General features: G+C 62.4%; 13 protein-coding genes. 7 read left to right on the top strand and 6 right to left on the bottom strand.

Annotated elements, in window-relative coordinates:
- Positions 1-91 precede the first annotated feature (91 nt).
- The 3 genes from A3AC_RS0113075 to A3AC_RS0113065 form a co-directional block, all read right to left on the bottom strand.
- Positions 92-1780 carry a purple acid phosphatase family protein gene (locus A3AC_RS0113075; protein WP_025599351.1) on the bottom strand — a complete coding sequence of 563 codons (1689 nt, stop codon included), beginning with the start codon at positions 1778-1780 and terminating at the stop codon, positions 92-94.
- A gap of 116 nt (positions 1781-1896) precedes the next feature.
- Positions 1897-2313, bottom strand: coding sequence for a hypothetical protein (locus A3AC_RS0113070; protein ID WP_025599350.1), 417 nt, complete (start codon positions 2311-2313; stop codon positions 1897-1899).
- A 54-nt stretch (positions 2314-2367) separates the two neighbouring features.
- Entirely contained in the window at positions 2368-4302 is a 1935-nt protein-coding gene (locus A3AC_RS0113065; RefSeq protein WP_025599349.1) for a putative bifunctional diguanylate cyclase/phosphodiesterase, read from the bottom strand.
- Positions 4303-4647: 345 nt separating this feature from the next.
- On the opposite strand from A3AC_RS0113065, the gene A3AC_RS0113055 reads away from it, so the two are divergent.
- The 6 genes from A3AC_RS0113055 to A3AC_RS0113030 all read left to right on the top strand — a co-directional run bounded on the left by A3AC_RS0113055 (position 4648) and on the right by A3AC_RS0113030 (position 10670).
- Positions 4648-5742: an ABC transporter ATP-binding protein gene (locus A3AC_RS0113055; protein ID WP_025599346.1), complete on the top strand. Its 1095-nt coding sequence runs from the start codon at positions 4648-4650 to the stop codon at positions 5740-5742.
- On the top strand, positions 5729-6853 hold the full coding sequence (locus A3AC_RS0113050) for an ABC transporter ATP-binding protein (RefSeq protein ID WP_025599345.1): 1125 nt from the start codon (positions 5729-5731) through the stop codon (positions 6851-6853). The genes A3AC_RS0113055 and A3AC_RS0113050 overlap by 14 nt, the downstream gene beginning before the upstream one ends.
- Positions 6850-7746, top strand: a complete 897-nt coding sequence (locus A3AC_RS0113045; protein WP_025599344.1) for a carbohydrate ABC transporter permease — start codon at positions 6850-6852, stop codon at positions 7744-7746. Before A3AC_RS0113050 ends, A3AC_RS0113045 begins: the two co-directional genes overlap by 4 nt.
- Entirely contained in the window at positions 7736-8548 is an 813-nt protein-coding gene (locus A3AC_RS0113040) for a carbohydrate ABC transporter permease (protein WP_025599343.1), read from the top strand. The genes A3AC_RS0113045 and A3AC_RS0113040 overlap by 11 nt, the downstream gene beginning before the upstream one ends.
- Entirely contained in the window at positions 8548-8829 is a 282-nt protein-coding gene (locus A3AC_RS0113035) for a DUF2160 domain-containing protein (RefSeq protein WP_013342308.1), read from the top strand. The genes A3AC_RS0113040 and A3AC_RS0113035 overlap by 1 nt, the downstream gene beginning before the upstream one ends.
- A gap of 101 nt (positions 8830-8930) precedes the next feature.
- A complete protein-coding gene (locus A3AC_RS0113030; RefSeq protein WP_025599341.1) occupies positions 8931-10670 on the top strand; it encodes an ABC transporter substrate-binding protein in 1740 nt (579 codons plus the stop codon).
- 90 nt (positions 10671-10760) lie between these two features.
- Here A3AC_RS0113030 and A3AC_RS0113025 read toward each other — a convergent pair whose 3' ends face one another.
- The 3 genes from A3AC_RS0113025 to A3AC_RS0113015 are packed head-to-tail and all read right to left on the bottom strand — an operon-like array spanning position 10761 to position 12932.
- On the bottom strand, positions 10761-11270 hold the full coding sequence (locus A3AC_RS0113025; protein ID WP_025599339.1) for a DUF1697 domain-containing protein: 510 nt from the start codon (positions 11268-11270) through the stop codon (positions 10761-10763).
- Between the two features lie 40 nt (positions 11271-11310).
- Entirely contained in the window at positions 11311-12156 is an 846-nt protein-coding gene (locus tag A3AC_RS0113020; protein ID WP_025599338.1) for a DUF2182 domain-containing protein, read from the bottom strand.
- An 8-nt stretch (positions 12157-12164) separates the two neighbouring features.
- The gene (locus A3AC_RS0113015) at positions 12165-12932 is read right to left on the bottom strand and encodes a DUF899 domain-containing protein (protein WP_025599337.1); all 768 of its coding nucleotides are present in this window, start codon (positions 12930-12932) and stop codon (positions 12165-12167) included.
- Positions 12933-13055: 123 nt separating this feature from the next.
- On the opposite strand from A3AC_RS0113015, the gene A3AC_RS0113010 reads away from it, so the two are divergent.
- Complete coding sequence (locus A3AC_RS0113010; RefSeq protein WP_025599336.1) at positions 13056-14282, top strand: hypothetical protein; 1227 nt, start codon at positions 13056-13058, stop codon at positions 14280-14282.
- The last annotated feature ends 5 nt before the right edge of the window (positions 14283-14287 follow it).

Raw genomic sequence — 14287 nt, 5'->3', positions numbered from 1 at the left:
TGAAAGGGCTCTGTAACTACGGCACGGCTTACCGGTAAGACGTGTAACAAATGATGGCGCCGTCATTTTTACCTTTAGCTGCCCGCTCCGCTCAACGCTCGCGCTTCTTTTTCAGCTGGATCGTTTCGAACAGTTCATAGTTCGCAGTCGGCGTCTGATCCGCACCGGGCGCATGGTAGTAGTTCATCGTGATGGTGGTCTCGCCGCCCGCATGGCCCGGGTCGTGATCGAACACGGCGATGCCATAGCCGGTGCCGGTATCGCGTTGCGCGGACCAGATCGCGTCTTCCACGGCGTCGGCGCTTGCTCGAACGAAGGTGCCCGCCGTCGTGCCCGGCGCCGGACGATTAGGCCGCGTGAAGATGCGCGCTTGCGGCAGTCCAGTGCCTGCATCCACGCCATAGACGTCGAGCGGCGCGCTCGTGCCGCCGCCGCCGAGAATCAGGTGGATCGTGCCGTGGCTCGTGTCGAAGGTCGACGCGCCCGCGGAAATCGCCGACATCACCGGCTTCGGCTGCAAGGTATCGACCGGCTGGCCCGTTGCAATGTCGGTGCCCTTGTGGTGATTGCAGCCGCGTACCGGGTAGCTGCGCTCGTAGTCGTGGTCGTGACCGCACAGCACGAGGTCCACGCCGTAGCGGTCGAAGAGCGGCAGCCACGCTTCGCGAATGCCCTTGTCAGAGCCGTTGCCCGTCTTCGATGAACTCAGCGCGTCCTGATGCATCTGCACGACGATCCAGTCGATGTCGTCGTCCTCAGCCGCGTGGCGCAGTGTCTTCTCGAGCCAGCGCGTCTGCTCGCCGCCGCTGTAGCCGCGCACATAGAAGGACGTGCCCGGCTGGATCGGCGGATTGCCGGTGCTCGCCGCCGGCACGAGCGGATTGGGCCCGGCCACGAAGGCGGCGGCGTCCTGATAGACGACGTCGTCGGCATCGAGCGAAATGAACAGCACCGAGCTCACGCGGAAGCTGTACCAGCGCCCCTGAAAACGCGTGTGATTGTCGGGCAGCGTATAGCGCGCGAGATACGACGCGAACCCTTGCTCGCCGTTATGGAATTCGATCTCATGATTGCCGGGGCATGGCATCCACGGACGATTGGCCGCCGAGGTCTGGCAGTTGTTGCCGAAGTCGCGCCACACTTGCGGCTGTTGCGTGGGGTTCAGGTTTGCATAGCACAGATCGCCGTTGAGCAGATGGAACAGCGGCTGGAAGCGCTCCACCGCCTGCACCGCAAAGCGGCTTTGCGGCGACGACAGCACCCAGCCGGTGTTCGGTGTCGCGAGGTCGCCGTAGCTCGTCCAGCGAAACGGCGCGCGGCCGCGCGGCGCAGTGCGAAAGCTGCCGCTGAAGGGCTGAGCCGCGTTGCTGTCGTTCTCGGCCGTAACCTCGTATTGGTAGCTCGTGTCGGGCGTGAGGCCACGCAGACGCGCGTGATAGTTGAACACGACCTCACCGTTCAGGCCGTCGGTGTAGGTGGTCTGCACGCCATGCACCACGTGTTTCGTGTCGCCTGGGCTGCCAATGCGCAGATGCGGCTTCACGGCCGCCGCGAGCGACGCCCACGACACGATCACTTCACTCGACGGATCGTTGCCCCAGGTCAGGTGAACCTGCTCGGGCGTGCCGTCCGGCGTGCTGCTCGCGGCGCGCGCCGTCGAAAGAGCATTGGCCGCGCCGGCCAGACCGGACGCGCCGGCAAACTTCAGAAACCCTCGACGCGAAACGATGGAAGCGCCCTGATCGGCTGGCGAGGCCTTAGCGTTTTTTGTATTCGACATGTCAGTGTTTGTGGGTAGGAAGAACTGGCAGCTTTTGACCAGCGATCCTAGTCGCGAAACGGTGACAGTTGAATGAAATGGCTAAACGCTCATGGCCGAACGCTGATGACTGGCGGCTAACGCTGCGGCGGCTGCGGGCTGTTGGCGGGATTCGTATCGAACTTCGAAACGCCTTGAATGCCATGTTCGTCGATGAGATTCAATAGTTCGGTCTCCATCGCATCGGCCAGATGCTTCTCGTAGATCTGTTCGCCCTTTACGTAGACCGTAAATGAGCGCAAGTACTTCGCTTTCTTTTGCGGATTTTCGATCGTCTCGCGCGTCCACTGATAAAGCGGATACTGTTCAATGCCGATGCGCTCGGCCTCGCTCACGTAGTCCGCGAATGCGTCGTACTGGCATTTCACGCTTGCATCGTGCCGATGCAATATCCGTTGAAGCTCTTCATGCGCGCCGGAAGGATCGGCGCGCAGCGCATCCGCAAGTTCCGGCGCGACAGTGAGGCGGAGCTGGAATTTCAAGGTCGGGTCCACATGTTCCTCGCGGTTCAATGTGAGCGGCGCATCGAGGTCCAAGCGGCCGACCGCTTACGCCTGGTTCACGGACTGGGCGGGCAGCTTCTCTTCGATGTGCGCGATTTCGCTGCCCTGCACCGGCTTGCCGAGCAAAAAGCCTTGCGCATGAGTGCAGCCGGAGCGCCGCACGAACTCGAGGTGTTCCTGCGTTTCGATGCCTTCGGCGGTAGTCGGCATGCCGATCTCGCGTGCCAATGCAACGATACCTCGCACGACTGCCGCAGACTCGCGCCGATGCACAGACTCCTTGACGAACGAGCTGTCGATCTTCAGCTCGTCGAACGTGAAGCGCACGAGCGTGGACATCGTCGAAAAGCCGGTGCCGAAATCGTCGAGCGCGATACCGATGCCCAATGCGCGCAGCCGCGAGATATTGCGGCGCGTCACGACGTCGTCGTTCAGCAGCACTGTCTCCGTCACTTCGATATTCAGACGCTCGGGCGGAAGCCGCGTCTTGCGAAGCACGCCCGCGACGATCGAGGCGAACATCTCCTCACGCAGTTGCACCGGCGATACGTTGACCGCAACGGGCACCTTGTCGCGCCACATCACGGCTTCCTTGCACGACTGCAGCAACGCCCACTCGCCGAGCGCGAGTATCAGGCCGGTGCGCTCCGCCGTGGGAATGAACGCGGACGGCGAGAGTTCGCCGCGCGTCGGATGCGTCCAGCGAATCAGCGCTTCGCGGCCGGTCACGGCGCCGCTCGCGAGGTCCACAATCGGCTGATACTCCATGCGCAGTCCGCCGAACGTGCGCAACGCGCCTTCCAGGTCGCTGCGCAGCAGGCTCAGGCTTTCGTCGGAGACATGCTGTTCGGCGTCGAAAATCGCGTAGGCACTCTTGCCGCTGCGCTTGACCGCATATAGCGCACGGTCGGCGCAGATCAGCAATTGCGGCCCGGTCGAAGCGTGTTCCGGATACAGCGCCACGCCCACGCTCGCGCCGATATGCACCAGTGCTTCGCTCAATGTGAACGGCCGCGCCAGCGTCTTGACGATGCTGTCCGCGAGCAGCCGCACGTCGCGAGACGGTTCGGGCGCTTCTGAAATGACCACGAACTCATCGCCTGCCAGGCGCCCGACAATGTCGGTAGCCGGCATCACTTCACGCAGGCGAACTGCGGCTTCCTGAAGAATCTGGTCGCCTGCCGCATGGCCGAGACTATCGTTGATCGCCTTGAAGCCGTCCAGATCGATCAATAGAACAGCGAACAAACCGTCGCGATGCGAAGCGCTGACCGCTGTGCGCTCAAGCAGCAATTCGTTGATGCGCGCACGATTCGGCAAGCCGGTAAGGCTGTCGTGATGCGCGAGGCGCTGACTCGTTTCGCGTGCGAGCAGCAGGGCCACGGTGTCGCGATTGCTGCGCAGCGCCACGGTCAGAAAACCGGCAGCGCAAAACGGTGCCTGGAAGAGCAGCACCAGTTTCCCGGAGCCAGGCGACAGCGCCGCGCCCACGCCGAGCAAGCCGAGAATAAAGAAGATCTGCAGCAACACGAGCCGCGGCGTGGCCGCATTACGTCCGGCGAGTCCGCCGACAACGCCGACCGCGCAAACATTGCCAAGCAGAAACAGTGTGGGATCTGCGCTGACGTTGCAAAGCAGCGCGCCGAAGCCGAACAGCGCGCTCCAAAGAACGCTAGCAAACAGAAAGGCCGCGGTAGGTGTAGGCAGGTTGCGTGCACTACGGCTGCAGCACGACCGGATAAGCGCCAGACGCACGATCAGCAACGCGACGACGGCGCCTGTCCATGTCGCATACAGCAGGCTCGGATGCAGGTAGTAAGCGGTCACGCAGACACTGATTTCGCAGACTGACGCGAAAACAATTGATGCCGTGCGCGTGAAGAGATTGGCGAGAAGTATCTGCCGGTTCTCTGCGCTCAGGTTTTGAGCGGAAGAGACGATCCACCTGAAAAATGGAGACCTTGGTTCGCTAAAAGCCATGACCTACGCATTTTTGATGGTGAAGGGATCGAATCCGACCGCGTGTGCCGCGATTATTACGTAAACGCCGCTCAAAAGGTTAATTCGGCCACTCGGTGGCGGCTTCGCCTTCCCAATTGTTGAGCATCGGCGCGACAGCAAACGGTCTTGCCCCGAGCCCTTACGGAAACCCGTGTCGACGAAGTTCTCTATTTCCGTCTTTCGTAAGGTTAACCCCGATTTAAACGCAAACCAACAAAAGGGAAATTCTGTCTGCTGCGTGTAATCCAAGTGCAACCCATTCGATATCGCCGTAAAGCCCCCGGCTTTGCGGACGGTGTCCCGCGCGCCCGAAAGGAGAGCAATTTGGTCCTGGAACTGGAGCAAGTCAGTGTCGTTTCCGGCGGGCAACCGTATCTGTACGGCGTGGATTTGCGTCTTGTCCCAGGCGCCATCAATGTGCTGCTGGGTCCGACCCAGGCGGGCAAGACTACGCTTATGCGTGTCATGGCCGGGCTGGACAAACCCAATTCGGGCCGCGTGCTGGCCGACGGTCAGGACGTGACAGGCGTCAGCGTGCGCCAGCGCAATCTGGCCATGGTCTATCAGCAGTTCATCAATTACCCGGCGATGACCGTCTTCGAGAACATCGCCTCGCCGCTCCAGTTACAGAAGACCGACTCCGCGGAAATCCGCCGGCGCGTACTCGAAGTCGCGGCGAAACTGCACATCGAGCATCTGCTGGAGCGGCGGCCGAGCGAACTGTCGGGTGGTCAACAGCAGCGCTGCGCGCTCGCGCGTGCGCTCGTCAAGCGCACGTCTCTCGTACTGCTCGACGAACCGCTCGTGAACCTCGACTACAAGCTGCGCGAGGAATTGCGCATGGAGCTGGCTACGCTTTTCGCGGACGGCAAGACGACCGTGGTGTACGCAACCACCGAGCCTCTCGAAGCGCTACTGCTCGGCGGCCACACCGCGGTCGTGGATAAAGGCCGCGTGCTGCAGTTCGGTCCCACGCTCGACGTCTACAACGCGCCCGTCAACGTGGACGCCGCAGCCGTCTTCAACGATCCGCCCATGAACATGCTGACGAGCGAGCTGACCGGAAACGGCACCGCACGTCTGCCGGTCGGCATCGACGTTCCGGTGCGCAACAGCACCGCGGCAAACGGCGCGTGCCGCATCGGCATCCGTCCAGGACACCTGCGTCTCGAGGCGAAGTCCCCGCATGCGGTTGCGGTTCCATGCCGGCTCGAACTCGCCGAGCTGAGCGGCTCGGAAACCTATCTGCACCTGCATACACTGACGGGCGGCATCGACCTCGTTGCGCAGTTGCAGGGCGTGCATCAGATCGAACTCGGCACTCGACTCGACGTTTTCGTCGACCCCGACGAACTGTTTGTGTTCGGCGCGGATACGAAGCTGGTATCCAGCCCGGAGGCCGCTTATGGCGCGCATTGAATTCCAGAATCTCGCGCATGCGTATCGACCGAACCCGGCGGCGCTCGACGACTATGCACTGCAGCCCATGAGCATGGTGTGGGAAGACGGCGGCGCCTATGCGCTGCTCGGGCCGTCCGGTTGCGGCAAGACCACGCTGCTGAATATCGTATCCGGTCTCGTCAAACCGTCCGAGGGCAAGGTGCTGTTCGACGGGCGCGACGTGACCGCGCTCAGCGCACGCGAGCGCAACATTGCCCAGGTGTTCCAGTTCCCCGTGATCTACGACACGATGACCGTGTTCGAGAACCTCGCGTTTCCGCTGCGCAACCGCAAGATGCCCGCCGCTGAAGTGAGAAAGCGTGTGCATGAAGTGGCCGAAATTCTCGATATGACACGCGATCTTCCGCACAAGGCCAGCAATCTCGCGGCGGACGCAAAGCAGAAAATATCGCTTGGACGCGGCCTCGTGCGCCAGGACGTCGCGGCGATCCTGTTCGACGAACCGCTGACCGTGATCGATCCGGCCATGAAATGGATGCTGCGCCGGCAGTTAAAGAAGATCCATCAGCAACTCAAGCTCACGCTCATCTACGTCACGCACGATCAGGTCGAGGCGCTCACCTTCGCCGATGAAGTCGTGGTCATGACGAACGGCCGCATTGTTCAGAAGGGCGGCGCCGACGCGCTTTTTCTGCGGCCGGATCATGCGTTTGTCGGCTACTTCATCGGCAGCCCCGGCATGAATCTGTGTCCGCTCGAGCTGGATGCCGAAGGCGTGCGAATCGGCTCGCAACGCCTCACGCTTGACACCGCCACACTCGCGACGCTGAAAGATGCGCATGCGCATGCAAACGGCGCGCTGACACTGGGCATTCGTCCGGAATTCGTGCGGCTCGCAAGCGAACGCCAGGCGGGCGCCGTGCAGGTTGAGGTTCTGCGCGCACAGCAACTCGGCAACTATCAGCTCGTTACCGCGCAGTGCGACGGCCACGTATTCAACGCGAAGCTCGAGCCGCATTTGCGCGTGGTCGACGGACCCGCCTGGCTGCGCGTGGCCGCGCCCGAAACGGTGTTCTTCTGCAACGACGAAAGAATCGGCACACGCATCTCCGAAGGGGTCGCGCGATGAACAAGCCCGTCAATCAGAAAGCGTGGCTCCTCGTCGTGCCCGTGTTCATCTGCGTGGCGTTTTCGGCGATCCTGCCGCTCATGACCGTCGTCAACTATTCGGTGCAGGACATCATCAGTCCGACACAGCATGTGTTTGTCGGCACCGAGTGGTTTCGCAACATCATGACCGACCCCGATCTGCGCGGCGCGCTCGGCAGGCAGATCATTTTTTCCGCGTGCGTGCTGCTGTTCGAGATTCCGCTAGGCGTGGGCCTCGCGCTTTCCATGCCGGCTTCCGGCTGGCGCGCATCGGCGGCGCTCGTCGTGCTCGCCATGCCCTTGCTGATTCCATGGAACGTGGTCGGCACGATCTGGCAGATCTTCGGACGCCCGGATATCGGCCTGCTCGGTTACTGGCTCAATAGCCTCGGCTTCGACTACAACTACACGGCAAGTCCTACGGCCGCATGGGTCACCGTGCTCGTCATGGACATCTGGCACTGGACACCGCTCGTCGCGCTGCTGTGCTATGCAGGCTTGCGCGCGATTCCCGATGCGTTCTACCAGGCCGCCGAGATCGACGGCGCGAGCCGCTTCGCGGTCTTCCGCTACATCGAATTGCCGAAGATGCGCGGCGTGCTGATGATCGCCGTGCTGCTGCGTTTCATGGACAGCTTCATGATCTACACCGAACCGTTCGTGCTGACTGGCGGCGGCCCCGGCGATTCGACAACCTTCCTGAGCCAGTACCTGACGCAAAAAGCGGTCGGCCAATTCGACCTCGGCCCGGCCGCGGCTTTCTCGCTGATCTACTTCCTCATCATTCTGCTGCTGTGCTTCATTCTCTATAACTGGATGAGCCGCGTCGGCAAAGGCGGCCCCGCTGCGGAAGGAGACGAACATGCAGGATAAGCGCCGCTGGATGCGCACGCTGGTGCTCGTCGTCTACATGGCGTTCGCGCTGATTCCGCTTTACTGGATGTTGTCGATCTCGCTGCGCACGAACGAAGAAACCATGTCGACGTTCGCCACGCTGCCGCAGCACGTGACGTTCGAGAACTACAAGATCATCTTCACCGACCCGTCCTGGTACTGGGGCTATATCAACTCGATCATCTACGTGCTGATGAACACGGTAATGTCGGTGCTCGTCGCACTGCCCGCCGCCTATGCGTTCTCGCGCTATCGCTTTCTCGGCGACAAGCACATGTTCTTCTGGCTGCTCACCAACCGGATGACGCCGCCCGCCGTGTTCCTGCTGCCGTTTTTCCAGCTCTATTCGAGCGTCGGTTTGACCGACACGTATATCGCGGTTGCGCTTGCGCACATGCTGTTCAATGTGCCGCTTGCGGTGTGGATTCTCGAAGGCTTCATGTCGGGCGTGTCGCGCGAAATCGACGAAACGGCGTATATCGACGGCTATACGTTCCCGGCTTTCTTCGTGAAGATCTTTCTGCCGCTAATCAAGTCGGGCGTCGGCGTCACGGCGTTTTTCTGCTTCATGTTCAGCTGGGTCGAACTGCTGCTCGCCCGCACGCTGACTTCCGTCAACGCGAAGCCGATTGCGGCGGTCATGACCCGCACGGTGTCGGCGGCGGGCATGGACTGGGGCGTGCTGTCGGCGGCGGGCGTGCTGACCATCGTCCCCGGCGCACTGGTGATCTACTTCGTGCGCAACTACATCGCGAAGGGCTTCGCGATGGGGAGAGTCTGATGTTCACGTGGATGTACTGGACGCCCGAGGTGGCGATCTTCTTCGTCTGCATTGTCGTGATGCTGGCCGGCATGACGGCGTGGGAACTGCGCTCGCCGACGCACGAACGCAAAGGCTTTCTGCCTATTGCGACGACGCGCGGCGATCGCCTGTTCATCGGCCTGCTCGCGGCCGCCTATGTGAATCTCGCGTGGATCGGCATCAGCGCCGAAGGCTCGAATTCGTGGCCGGGCTTCGTGGCCTCGCTAGTGGTTCTGCTCGCAATCATGTGGAAAGGCTAAAAACAGACGCACGCAATGAGCACTCGCAACTGCCGGTTCCGCTGATGCCCCAGGCGGGCGCCGGAAAGATTGGAGGGGCACGAAGGACACAGGAGAAGACCATGCAACAGAGGAGACGGATCGTCGCGCTCGCAGTGGCAAGCATCGTGTCGGGTGCCTTTGGGAACCAGGCAATGGCGGGCGTGCCTGAAGCGCAGAAATGGGTCGACAGCGAGTTTCAGCCGAGCACGCTTTCGAAGCAGCAGCAGATGGACGAAATGAAATGGTTCGTCGACACTGCGAACAAACTCAAGTCGCAAGGCGTGAAGGAAATTCACGTGGTGTCGGAAACCATCGACACGCACATCTACGAATCGAAAACGCTCGCGAAGGCGTTCACTGAAATCACCGGCATTCAGGTGAAGCACGACATCATTCAGGAAGGCGACGTCGTCGAGAAATTGCAGACGTCCATGCAATCGGGCCAAAGCATCTACGACGGCTGGATTTCCGATTCCGATCTGATCGGCACGCATTATCGCTATGGCGTCATCATCCCGCTATCCGATTACATGGCGGGCGAGGGCAAGGAATACACGAACCCGGGCCTCGATCTGAAGGACTTTATCGGCACGAGCTTTACGACCGCGCCGGACAAGAAGCTCTACCAGTTGCCCGACCAGCAGTTCGCCAACCTCTACTGGTTCCGCGCGGACTGGTTCGCCCGCAAGGACTTGCAGGACAAGTTCAAGGCGAAGTACGGCTACGAACTCGGCGTGCCGGTGAACTGGTCCGCGTACGAAGACATCGCCGAATTCTTTACGAATGACGTGAAGACCATCGACGGCGAAAAAGTGTACGGCCACATGGACTACGGCAAGAAAGATCCGTCGTTAGGATGGCGCTTCACGGACGCATGGCTTTCAATGGCAGGCGAAGCCGACAAGGGCATTCCGAACGGCCTGCCGGTGGACGAATGGGGCATCCGCGTCACGCCGGACGGCTGTCATCCGGTGGGCGCGTCGGTGTCGCGCGGCGGCGGCACAAACAGCCCGGCCGCCGTGTACGCGACCACCAAATACATCGACTGGCTCAAAAAATATGCGCCGCCCGAAGCTTCCGGCATGACGTTCAGCGAAGCGGGCCCGGTGCCTGCGCAAGGCAAAATCGCGCAGCAGGTGTTCTGGTACACCGCGTTCACCGCGTCGATGCTCAAGCCCGGCAACGTGACGAATCCGGACGGCACACCGAAGTGGCGCATGGCGCCCTCGCCGCACGGCGCATACTGGAAGGACGGCATGCAGAACGGCTATCAGGACGTCGGCTCGTGGACCTTCTTCAAGTCGACGCCGGCCAATCAGCGCGCCGCCGCATGGCTGTATGCGCAGTTCGTGACGTCAAAGAGCGTGTCGCTGAAAAAGTCGATCGTCGGTCTCACGTTCATTCGGGACTCCGACATTCATAGCGACTACTTCACGAAGAATGCCGACAAGTACGGTGGTCTGATCGAGTTCTATCGCAGCCCCGCGCGCGTCGCCTGGACGCCGACCGGCAACAACGTGCCCGACTATCCGAAGATGGCACAGCTCTGGTGGAAAAACGTCGGCACTGCAGTCGCCGGTGAAAAGACTCCGCAGGCCGCGATGGATAACCTCGCGAAGGAAATGGACCAGGTGTTGTCCCGCTTGCAGCGTGCCGGCATGAAGGTCTGCGCGCCGGAGCTGAACGCGCAAAGCGATCCGTCCAAGTGGTTGTCCGATCAGCACGCGCCGTGGAAGAAGCTCGGCAACGAAAAGCCGAAGGGCGAGACGGTCAAGTATGAGCAGTTGCTGTCCGCGTGGAAGGCGGGCAAGGTGCGCTAAGCGTCTGACGCAGCAGTTGGCAGTATGTGAACCGGCGGCACGCGATGTGCCGCCTTTTTTGTGCGCGCCGATGCGCAAACGCCGTCTGCGCTACTCGCACGCCATTTCAACGAGCTTGGCGACCGTGTTCATGTTGCGTGCGGTTCCCGTCTTCGCGGCGGAAATTTTGAGTTTTGTGTCCGCCATTCCTTCGTTGTAGTAGACGTAAATCTCGCGCGCGCCGAGTGCCATTTCTTCGTCCCGCTGGCCGCTGGCGTGGGCCAGTGCATCGGCAGGCGGGGGCGCGTCGAGAAAAATCGCAACCGTCCGGTTCGAGGCCGCGGACTTGAACGGATTCGCTTCCAGCACTTGCGCGAGTTCCGTGCCGGTGCGTACGGCGACGCCCACCGGCTTGCCCGCATATTGCTCGAGGCAACCCTCAAGCCGGCTCTTTACCGAAGCTTCGCCAAGCTTGCTGTCGAACACCACATTGCCGCTCGCAATGTACGTGCGAACATTCGTGAAGCCGAGCGACTCGCACATGCTTCGCAACTCCGCCATGGGAAGCTTGCCGGTGCCGCCAACGTTCACCGCGCGCAGAAGAGCAACATATCGGGTCATCGGTCTGATTCTGTTTTATTTAGCGTTGCGAAGAAGTCTTTTACACGAGCGCGGCGGCTCGCACAATCATCAACAAGCCCATGCCGACGATCGCAAACCCAACACCCCGCGCGACAAGCCGACCGCGCGGCGCGAGACGTTCGAGCGTAATGGCAGCCGTTACAACAGCCATTGCAAGCGGATTCATCACGCCCATCACGACGAGCACCGCGGTCAAGCCCGCGCAGCAATAGCAGCAGTGGAGGCCGAGGCGCAAACCATATCGTAATGCAGTAGCAGCACGCGACGGCAAGATTGCGTGGTCGCATTCCGGATCGCGCCGGCAGCAGTGCAGATAATGCGCCTTCCAGGCGGACAATTGCAACGTGCCGGCGAGGAGGACGACCGCGCCGCCAGAAACGGGTATCGCACGCGAAAGCGCCGGCATCCGCATCTCGAGCCCTGCCAAAGCCGCGCCGAGTGCGAACACGGTCACGCCCAACGCGGCCCATACGGTGAAATAGCCGAGGCCGGCCAGCCATCTCAGCATGGCCACTCGCGTGTGCCCTGCCCTACGGAGCGCTTCGCCATAGCGCCACAACGCAGGCGCAAACGAAGGCAGCATCATCGCAATCATCATCGCGATCCACATGCCGACGAACGACGCCGCAACGCGAAGCCACGTCTTCCCGCACATGGGCAGCCACATCATCGACATGGTCCAGCCGCCGGGCATGGGCATCTCGCCCATCGTCGACATGGACAGGCACGCCGCGATGGTCGCCCCGGCGCTGCTGGCGAACAGCACGCCGCAGACGCCGTAAAAAACGGCGCTGCGAGCATCGAATCGCGTGCCGGTTCGTGCGCTCGCGAGCTTGCCGGATTCGCCAACGCCAACGAGATTCATCACACGCCTCAGCGCTTTTCGTATTCGTCGTGACGGCGCCACCAGATGCCCGTCTCGTTGCGCCCCTTCGGCGCACGGTCGAGCCACTGGTACATGCCCCACAGACCGTCGAGTCCACGCGCATAGGTGGAGTATGTGTGGTACACGTCGCCGTCCTCGAGCACGAACGCGCTGAGTCCTGGCCGGTCCCGCGCGTAGGTGGACGCGTCCGTCCCGCAGGTCGCGGCGAACTGCGCGACGGGCTCGGGCGCCGGCACCGCGTCCATTGCGTGACGCCCGCGCTGATAGTTGTATTCGACGGTGCCCTCGCGCTGCTGCGCTTCGGTGAACGAGATGTTGAAGTCGAAGTTGAAGTCGCTGCCCGCCGATGAAGCCCACGGGAACGTCCACCCCATGCGCCGCTTGTATTCCTGCAGCTTCGCGAGGGGCGCCCGCGATATTGCCATCAGCCTCACGTCGTGATTCGCGAGATGCACCGCAAAACCGTCGAACCCATCCGCAATCGCCGAGCACGACGGACAACCCGCCTTGTAGTCCGGCCCGAACATGAAGTGATAGACGAGCAGCTGCGAGCGTCCCGCAAACAGATCGGCGAGCGACGCACTGCCCTCCTCGGTCTCGAACCGGTAGCTCTTGTCGACGCGAACCCAGGGCAACTCCTGACGGCGTCGCGCCAGTTCATCGCTGCGGCGCGTCAACTCTTTTTCGGCGTCGAGCAGGTCGAGGCGTGCCGCCAGCCATTGCTCGCGGGTGCCGGTGGTATGTGTCGTGGTCATGGCTCTCTCCGTTGGGTTTTCCTTCGTCGTTCGATCGTTTCGATACGACGTACTGGTTAGCGGTCGTGCTAGATTAGTACCGGGATTTCCGACGGTGGGAGTGACAAGTGTGGCGCGATTTCAATGAAGACCGACCCGCTCATTCAGGCTGCGGCGCAGGCACTCGCGGCCGGTGATCCGCTCGGCGCATTGAAGCGCGTCGCGTTGCGCGACGACGCGCCGGCGCTCGCGCTGCGCGGCATCGCAATGGCGCAGCTCGGCGATCTGGTGCGAGCGAAGGCGCTCGTGCGAAGCGCGGCGCGCGCGTTCGGCGCGAGGCACGCGGTGGCCCGCGCGCGCTGCGTCGTTGCGGAAGCAGAGATCGCGCTCGCATCGCGCGATCTTGCGTGGCCAACGAAGGCGCTCAGTGACGCGCGCGCGGCACTCCAGGCACACGGCGACCACGTCAACGCTGCCCATGCAGGCTATCTGGAGATACGGCGGCTCATGTTGATCGGCCAGATCGACGACGCCGAACGCCTGCTTGGCGCGCTCGATCCCGCACCTTTGCCGCCCGCGTTAAGGGCCGCGCATGAGCTTGTCGTGGCGGGCGTCGCGCTGCGGCGTTTGCAGACCGCCGCGGCCCGCGTCGCGTTTGCCCGGGCGCGGCATGCCGCGCATGAAGCCCGCATTCCCGCGCTCTTTGCCGAAGTGGAAAGCGCTTCGCATATCTTGCAGCTGCCGGCCGCGCGTCTGATCGCAGGCGGCAACGAGCGCCTGTTGCTGCTTGATGAAGTGGAAGGCCTGCTCGCGTCGGAGGCGCTCGTGATCGACGCATGCCGCCACGTCGTGCAGAAGGCGGGGACGGTTGTCTCGCTGACGCGGCGCCCGGTGTTGTTCAACCTCGCGTACCAGCTTGCCGAAGCATGGCCCGCCGACGTGCCGCGCGACGCGCTGATCGCACGCGCCTTCAGAACCAGACACGCTGACGACTCGCATCGCGCGCGCCTGCGGGTCGAAATGGGCCGGCTGCGCACCGTGCTTGCCGCGTTGGCCGATGTCAACGCGACGCGGCACGGCTTTGCGTTGGCGCCGCGTCGCGGGCATGAGGTTGTGCTGCTCGCGCGGCCCGTCGACGAAACTCATGCGGCCATGCTCGCGCTGCTCGCCGATGGCGAGTCGTGGTCGAGCTCCGCACTCGCGCTCGCACTCGGCGCCAGCCAGCGCACCGTGCAGCGCGCGCTCGATTCGCTCGCGGCTGCGGGCAAAGCGCAGTCTTTCGGTCAAGGACGCGCGCGCCGCTGGATGGCTCCGCCCGCCTCCGGATTCGCGACAACCTTGTTACTCCCCACGCCGGTCACGCTCAACTAGGATGA

It is taken from the genome of Burkholderia sp. WSM2230 (genome assembly GCF_000472445.1).
GTDB lineage: Bacteria > Pseudomonadota > Gammaproteobacteria > Burkholderiales > Burkholderiaceae > Paraburkholderia.
The sequence above is the reverse complement of the archived record's forward strand: the minus strand, read 5'-3'. Positions and strand labels throughout refer to the sequence as shown.

Excerpts from the sequence above, each read along its gene's own strand:
- A3AC_RS0113075 (WP_025599351.1), bottom strand. The coding sequence starts at position 1,780 with ATGTCGAATACAAAAAACGCTAAGGCCTCGCCAGCCGATCAGGGCGCT.
- A3AC_RS0113065 (WP_025599349.1), bottom strand. The coding sequence starts at position 4,302 with ATGGCTTTTAGCGAACCAAGGTCTCCATTTTTCAGGTGGATCGTCTCT.
- A3AC_RS0113050 (WP_025599345.1), top strand. The coding sequence starts at position 5,729 with ATGGCGCGCATTGAATTCCAGAATCTCGCGCATGCGTATCGACCGAAC.
- A3AC_RS0113045 (WP_025599344.1), top strand. The coding sequence starts at position 6,850 with ATGAACAAGCCCGTCAATCAGAAAGCGTGGCTCCTCGTCGTGCCCGTG.
- A3AC_RS0113040 (WP_025599343.1), top strand. The coding sequence starts at position 7,736 with ATGCAGGATAAGCGCCGCTGGATGCGCACGCTGGTGCTCGTCGTCTAC.
- A3AC_RS0113035 (WP_013342308.1), top strand. The coding sequence starts at position 8,548 with ATGTTCACGTGGATGTACTGGACGCCCGAGGTGGCGATCTTCTTCGTC.
- A3AC_RS0113030 (WP_025599341.1), top strand. The coding sequence starts at position 8,931 with ATGCAACAGAGGAGACGGATCGTCGCGCTCGCAGTGGCAAGCATCGTG.
- A3AC_RS0113025 (WP_025599339.1), bottom strand. The coding sequence starts at position 11,270 with ATGACCCGATATGTTGCTCTTCTGCGCGCGGTGAACGTTGGCGGCACC.
- A3AC_RS0113020 (WP_025599338.1), bottom strand. The coding sequence starts at position 12,156 with ATGAATCTCGTTGGCGTTGGCGAATCCGGCAAGCTCGCGAGCGCACGA.
- A3AC_RS0113015 (WP_025599337.1), bottom strand. The coding sequence starts at position 12,932 with ATGACCACGACACATACCACCGGCACCCGCGAGCAATGGCTGGCGGCA.
- A3AC_RS0113010 (WP_025599336.1), top strand. The coding sequence starts at position 13,056 with ATGAAGACCGACCCGCTCATTCAGGCTGCGGCGCAGGCACTCGCGGCC.